The organism is Photobacterium pectinilyticum, assembly GCF_024357955.1.
GTDB classification, from domain to species: Bacteria; Pseudomonadota; Gammaproteobacteria; order Enterobacterales; family Vibrionaceae; genus Photobacterium; species Photobacterium pectinilyticum.
Genome location: NZ_JANEYT010000019.1, coordinates 79,170 through 85,228, shown reverse-complemented (window position 1 = coordinate 85,228; position 6,059 = coordinate 79,170). Strand labels below are relative to the sequence as shown.

The 6,059-nt window shown below is 47.0% G+C and carries 4 protein-coding genes; 3 read left to right on the top strand and 1 reads right to left on the bottom strand.

Annotated features, from left to right (window positions below):
• Window positions 1-499: 499 nt before the first annotated feature.
• Window positions 500-1,213, bottom strand: a complete 714-nt coding sequence (gene torR, locus NHN17_RS10535; RefSeq protein WP_255042389.1) for a two-component system response regulator TorR — start codon at window positions 1,211-1,213, stop codon at window positions 500-502.
• Between the two features lie 201 nt (window positions 1,214-1,414).
• Between torR and torC the strand changes: the two genes are divergently transcribed.
• The 3 genes from torC to torD all read left to right on the top strand — a co-directional run bounded on the left by torC (window position 1,415) and on the right by torD (window position 6,002).
• On the top strand, window positions 1,415-2,581 hold the full coding sequence (gene torC / locus NHN17_RS10530; protein ID WP_255042388.1) for a pentaheme c-type cytochrome TorC: 1,167 nt from the start codon (window positions 1,415-1,417) through the stop codon (window positions 2,579-2,581).
• Between the two features lie 74 nt (window positions 2,582-2,655).
• The gene (torA, locus tag NHN17_RS10525; protein WP_255042386.1) at window positions 2,656-5,187 is read left to right on the top strand and encodes a trimethylamine-N-oxide reductase TorA; all 2,532 of its coding nucleotides are present in this window, start codon (window positions 2,656-2,658) and stop codon (window positions 5,185-5,187) included.
• Between the two features lie 161 nt (window positions 5,188-5,348).
• A complete protein-coding gene (gene torD / locus NHN17_RS10520; protein ID WP_255042385.1) occupies window positions 5,349-6,002 on the top strand; it encodes a molecular chaperone TorD in 654 nt (217 codons plus the stop codon).
• Window positions 6,003-6,059: the final 57 nt, after the last annotated feature.

Here is a 6,059-nt window from a genome sequence, read left to right as displayed (position 1 = left end):
CAACTAGTTGGGATTATCGCCTAACTGCAGGATCGTTCAAGTTAGCTTAAACGATCGGCATTAGACTGAAGTCAGGCTTTTTTTCTGCTGAACTAAAGGAAATTGATTTCATACTTATTCATAACTCGCGCAAAAAACAGACAATCACCAGCAAGAACAATAACCAAAGCAATTAGCTGCTCGATAAACCACCGCCCAACCGCTCAAGTAACAAGCAAACAGTCATTCTAACAAGCAAGCTCCCCCTCTGTAGCACATTGAGAAATCAACAGTTAACCCTCCACCCCGCAACCAAAAATTAACTTTCAATCATTTAACACAAAGTAAAGTGCCAGAGTTTCATTTTCGAGACTCTTTTTGCTATTAATCATGCGTAACAACTCTTGATCAAGATCAACATAACTGCCGATTAAATGATATGAAAAAGGCCGGTACCCTATGGATACCGGCCTAATTATGACAAATTATTTCAGTTCATCATTACATCACTGCCAAGTAGTTAGTCACCCGCAAACATGTAACCTTCACCGTGTACCGTCACAAAAATCTGTGGATTTTTCGGGTCAACTTCCATCTTCGAACGCATACGACGAATGAGTACATCAATGGTGCGATCATTCGGTGCTTCTACGCGGTGACTTAGCATATTTAAGATGCGTTCTCGGCTTAGCACCACGTTAGGATGTGAAGAAAATGCCACCAACAACTCATACTCAGCTTTGGTTAATTTCACCGGAACACTGTTGTGCGTAAGCGCGCGTTTGTTGATGTCAAACTGCCAATCACCAAAACGAATAATGCTATCTTCCTGCATTTCAACAATAGTTTCATCACGTGCTTTTTCGACTAGAGATATGCGCCACAGCAGGTTTTTCACCCGTACTAGCAGTTCACGCAGTTCAAACGGCTTGGTTACATAATCATCGGCCCCCATCTCTAAACCGACGATACGATCAATACTATCTGTACGCCCTGTCACCAAAATAATACCGACTTCTGAACGGCTTCTGAGTTCACGAGTTAGCATTAGGCCATCTTCACCCGGCAGGTTGATGTCGAGCATTACCAGGTCGATTTTTTCACTGGCCATAACCTCACGCATCTGCGCGCCACTTTCGGCCTGACTGACTTTATATCCCTCGTTCTCAAAGTACCCAACCAATTTGGTGCGGGTAACAATTTCATCCTCTACTACAAGTACGTGATGACTCATTTCTTTCTCTTTATGTCTTATTTACTGTTCTATAAAACGTTAGCACAGGAGGCGGCTATTCACAATTTGTCATAATCCAGCAAATCCTGTTCACCGCCGCCGTTAACCTTATTCACATCGTGGAATTAAGATTACCCCATAAAAATTTATACGTCACCGTAGTTTACGGCAGGCACTCATTCTAAATTGGAATCTTCCACTATGAAAAAACTTTGGCAAATGTTGACTAAGCCTAGCAGCAAGTATTCAATTCTTGCGCTGGTCTTGGTTGGTATTGGTATTACTTTGGCGGGCGTTTTGACCGTACATAAAAGTTTTGAGTTCGCTTCAACAACCGAATTCTGTACGTCTTGCCACACCATGGAACAGAACTACCAAGAATACAAACAAAGTGTCCACTTCAAGAACGCCTCTGGTGTTCGTGCCGAGTGTGTCGACTGTCACCAGCCAAAAGATTTGCCAGGCAAGCTTCAACGTAAACTTGGCGCATGGAAAGATGTCTACAACCACTTCATCACCAAAAAGATTGATACCCCTGAATTACTGGAAGAACACCGTCTCGAACTGGCAACCGCCGTTTGGGATCGTATGAAGAGCCAGAACTCCAAAACCTGTAAGAGCTGTCACTCTTACGATGCAATGGATCACACCAAACAGTCTGCTCAAGCCGCTTTCGAGATGAACAAAGCCGCAGCTGAAGACATGAACTGTATCGAGTGTCACAAAGGTATTGCCCACGAGCTGCCAAACATGGCCGGCGGCTTCCAGAAAGACTTCGAAGAGCTTCAAGCCACAGCGAACACTCAAGGTGCCATTGCTGAGACCCTTTACTCTCTCAGTGAGAAAAATATTTTTGCCGTTGCAGATGCAAACAGCACAGCTTCAGGCAGCCTGCTTCCGGCATCTGAAGTTACCGTGCTTGAGCGCGATGGTGACATGATGAAAGTGAAGATCGATGGCTGGCTTGAGAAAGAAGGTCGTGGCCGAGTTCTCACTGAATACATGGGTAAACGAGTTTTCAAAGCGACAATTCGTGGCGATGTTAAAGCTTCAGAGCAACTTATTGAAGAGCAGACAGATGCCGCAACCAACATTGTTTGGCAGCACGTTTCTGTTGAAGGCTGGATCACCAAAGATGACATGATCGATGACATCCAACCTATCTGGAACTATGCAGAAGGTATGTACGGCTCTACTTGTACCGCTTGTCATGCGGCACCGGCGCCTGGCCATTTTACTGCAAACGGTTGGATCTCAAGCCTAAACGGTATGAGCGCTTACTACCGTCTCAGCAAAACTGAAGAGCGTACCCTTCTGAAGTACCTTCAGAACCACGGTAGTGACACCGGCGGCGCTGGCGCACATTAATTCCTGTTAGCAGAGGGGTGAAATCCCTTCCCCCCTCCCACGCACAAAAGAATTCAAATTTAAGGAATTGCTCAATGGCAACTCAAATTCTAAATAAAGGCGTTTCTCGCCGCCGCTTCCTTTCAGGCATGGTCGCTGCTAGTGCTGCATCGGTGGTAGGTACTAGCCTACTGGCTCCACGTAGCGCCATGGCTGCAACTGATACCAAAGCAAACTTCTCTGGTGAGGTGCTTTCTGGCTCTCACTGGGGTGCATTCCGTGCCAAAGTTGAAAACGGTGTATGGGTTGATACCGTACCGTTCGAAAAAGACAAGCACCCAACCACAATGATCGACGGTGTACGCGAAGTCGTTTACAACCCTGCTCGTGTTAAGTACCCAATGGTACGCCTTGATTGGCTGAAGCATGGCTACAAGTCGGACACAACCCAGCGTGGTAACAACCGCTTTGTACGTGTACCTTGGTCTCAGGCATTAGACTTTTTCTATCATGAGATGGAGCGCGTCCAGAACAACTACGGTCCAAGCGCACTTTACGCTGGGCACACAGGCTGGCAGTCAGTAGGTAAACTGCACTCTGCGGGTACCATGATGATGCGTGCAATCGGCCTGCACGGTACATTCCTAGCGAAAATGGGTGACTACTCAACAGGTGCAGCTCAAGTTGTTCTGCCATACGTTGCCGGTGCGATGGAAGTCTACGAACAGCAAACCTCTTGGCCGCTAGTGCTTGAGCATTCAGACACCATTGTGATCTGGGGTTCAGATCCAATTAAAAACCTGCAGGTTGGTTGGTTGGTTCCAGATCACAGCCCATATGCTTACTTTGATCAGCTAGCTGAGAAAGTGAAGAACAACGAAATCAAAGTTATCTACGTTGATCCAGTTGTTTCTGACACTCAGAAATTTGTTGGCGGTGACCAGGTAAAAGTCAACCCGCAAACAGATGTTCCTTTGATGCTGGCGATTGCGCATACGTTATACACTGAAAACCTGTACAACAAAGAGTTCCTAGCTAACTACACCACTGGCTTTAACCAGTTCCTGCCATACCTGCTTGGCGAAAGCGACGGTGTTGTTAAAACACCTGAGTGGGCAGCAAAAATTTGTGGTATCGACGCTGATACCATCCGTGAACTTGCTCGTCAAATGGCTTCAGGCCGTACCCAGATCATCGGTGGCTGGTGTCTACAGCGCATGCAGCACGGTGAGCAATATGCGTGGATGCTGGTTGTTGTTGCCGCTATGCTGGGTCAAATTGGTCTACCAGGTGGTGGTTTTGGCTTTGGCTGGCACTACAACGATGCGGGCTCGGTGACTTCTGCTGGACCTTTGATGTCAGGCTTTAGTGGTGTTACAGGTGTTGACCCGATCCACAACGGTTCATACAAAGGTTACTCAAACTTTATTCCTGTTGCGCGTTTTGTTGACTGTATTGAAAACCCAGGTAAGACCATTGAGTGGAATGGCCATTCGGTTAAATTCCCTGAGATGAAAATGGCGATCTTCTGTGGTAACAACCCGTTCCATCACCACCAAGATCGTAACAAGATGATCAAGACATGGCGTAAACTGGAAACGGTTGTTTCTGTTGATCATCAGTGGACTGCGACCTGTCGCTTTGCCGATATCGTTCTGCCTGCAACCACAACGCACGAGCGTAACGATATTGAACAATACGGTAACCACTCCAACGCCGGTATCATTGCCCTACCGAAAGTGGTCGAGCCAATGTACGAAGCAAAAGATGATTTCGACATCTTCCGTGAACTATGCCGCCGTTATGATCGTGAAGAAGCCTTCACAGAAGGCAAGTCACAAATGGAATGGATTGAGCAGTTCTACAACGGTGCCCGCCTGCAAGGCCGTGGTATCGGTGTACGTATGTCCAACTTCAAGAAGTTCTGGGAAGAAGAAAGCTTCATCGAATTCCCTGAAGGCACTGAGTGGGTTCGTCACGAATCATTCCGTAACGAACCTGATCTAGAGCCACTAGGTACTGCAACCGGTCTTATCGAGATCTACTGTAAGACCATCGCCGATATGAATTACGACGATTGTCAGGGCCACCCAATGTGGTTCGAAAAGACCGAGCGTAGCCACGGTGGTCCACGTTCAGATAAATTCCCTCTGAACATGCAAAGTACTCACCCGAAACATCGCCTGCACTCGCAGCTATGCTCTTCTACTGAGCACCGTGCAACGTATGCGGTTGCTGATCGCGAACCGGTTTATATCAGCACGGAAGATGCTAAAGCACGTGGCATCAAATCAGGTGATATCGTGCGCGTGTTCAATGACCGCGGTGAAGTACTCGCAGGCGCTGTTGTTTCTGATGACTACATGTCAGGTGTTTGTCGTATCCACGAAGGAGCTTGGTACAGCCCATTAGAAGGTGGTAAACCTGGCACTATCTGTACTTACGGCGATCCAAACGTACTGACCCAGGATATCGGTTCATCGAAACTAGCTCAGGCAACTATTGCAGCCTCAGCACAGGTAGAGATCGAGAAGTACACAGGGACTGCTCCAGCCGTTACCGGTTTCCACGGCCCAACCGCCGTGACTGACATTAACCCACTATTCCCAGCAATGGATCTAGAATAAGTTAATATCATCTAATACACAGTCAGAGGCTTCGGCCTCTGACTGATTTTTACTTGTAGTTAAAAGAACCTATTCACGTATGATAAATGCACCATTTAGTTTATCTGAATATGTTTTTAATACGGTGGGCACAGCACCGTGTACCTTGATTTGGAGTGGTCATGAAAGAGTTTATTGCTTTCAACGAACAGCGCGCAGAAATTTATTGGTGGATGTCATCCCTTTTCGCTCGTGAATTAACCGAGCAGGACATCGAACAGTACCGTGGTGGCGACATGGTCACGTTCTTATCAGGCCTAGCTATGACACCTGATCTTAAGGAGCCTGTCGAAGCCTTCCGCGATGCCATCAAGCGTTTGGAAAGTCGTGAAGATGCCCAACTTGAGCTTGCTGCTGACTTCTGTGGCTTGTTCCTAAGCACGCCAAAATCAGGTGCCCTACCTTATGCCTCCATGTATGTCGGTGAAAGCGGTTTGATGAATGACAAACCTGCGCAAGAGATGAATAAGCTGATGGAAGAGTATGGTATTGCCCTGCGCAAAGAGTTTAATGAGCCAGCAGATCATCTTGCTATCGAGCTCGACTTCATGGGTAACCTTATCATCATGGCCAACCAGCAAGGCTCTAAAGAACAAGCTGAACCCGTAATGCAGGCTCAGTTAGACTTTATCAATACCATGCTACTTAATTGGCTTCCTGCGTTTAGTGCAGAAGCTAAACAACGTGATAAATTCGGCTTCTACGCCGCGGCTACAGAGGTTCTCGTCGCTTTCTGCCATTTGGATACCGAATTCCTAAAAGGCGAAGAACAATAACCCGAACTGGCATCAGCCAGCGATCAAAGCACTATCTCACGTTTATTGCCGGCACAT

Coding starts and splice junctions, on each gene's coding strand:
- torR (WP_255042389.1), bottom strand. CDS start 1,213: ATGAGTCATCACGTACTTGTAGTAGAGGATGAAATTGTTACCCGCACC.
- torD (WP_255042385.1), top strand. CDS start 5,349: ATGAAAGAGTTTATTGCTTTCAACGAACAGCGCGCAGAAATTTATTGG.
- torC (WP_255042388.1), top strand. CDS start 1,415: ATGAAAAAACTTTGGCAAATGTTGACTAAGCCTAGCAGCAAGTATTCA.
- torA (WP_255042386.1), top strand. CDS start 2,656: ATGGCAACTCAAATTCTAAATAAAGGCGTTTCTCGCCGCCGCTTCCTT.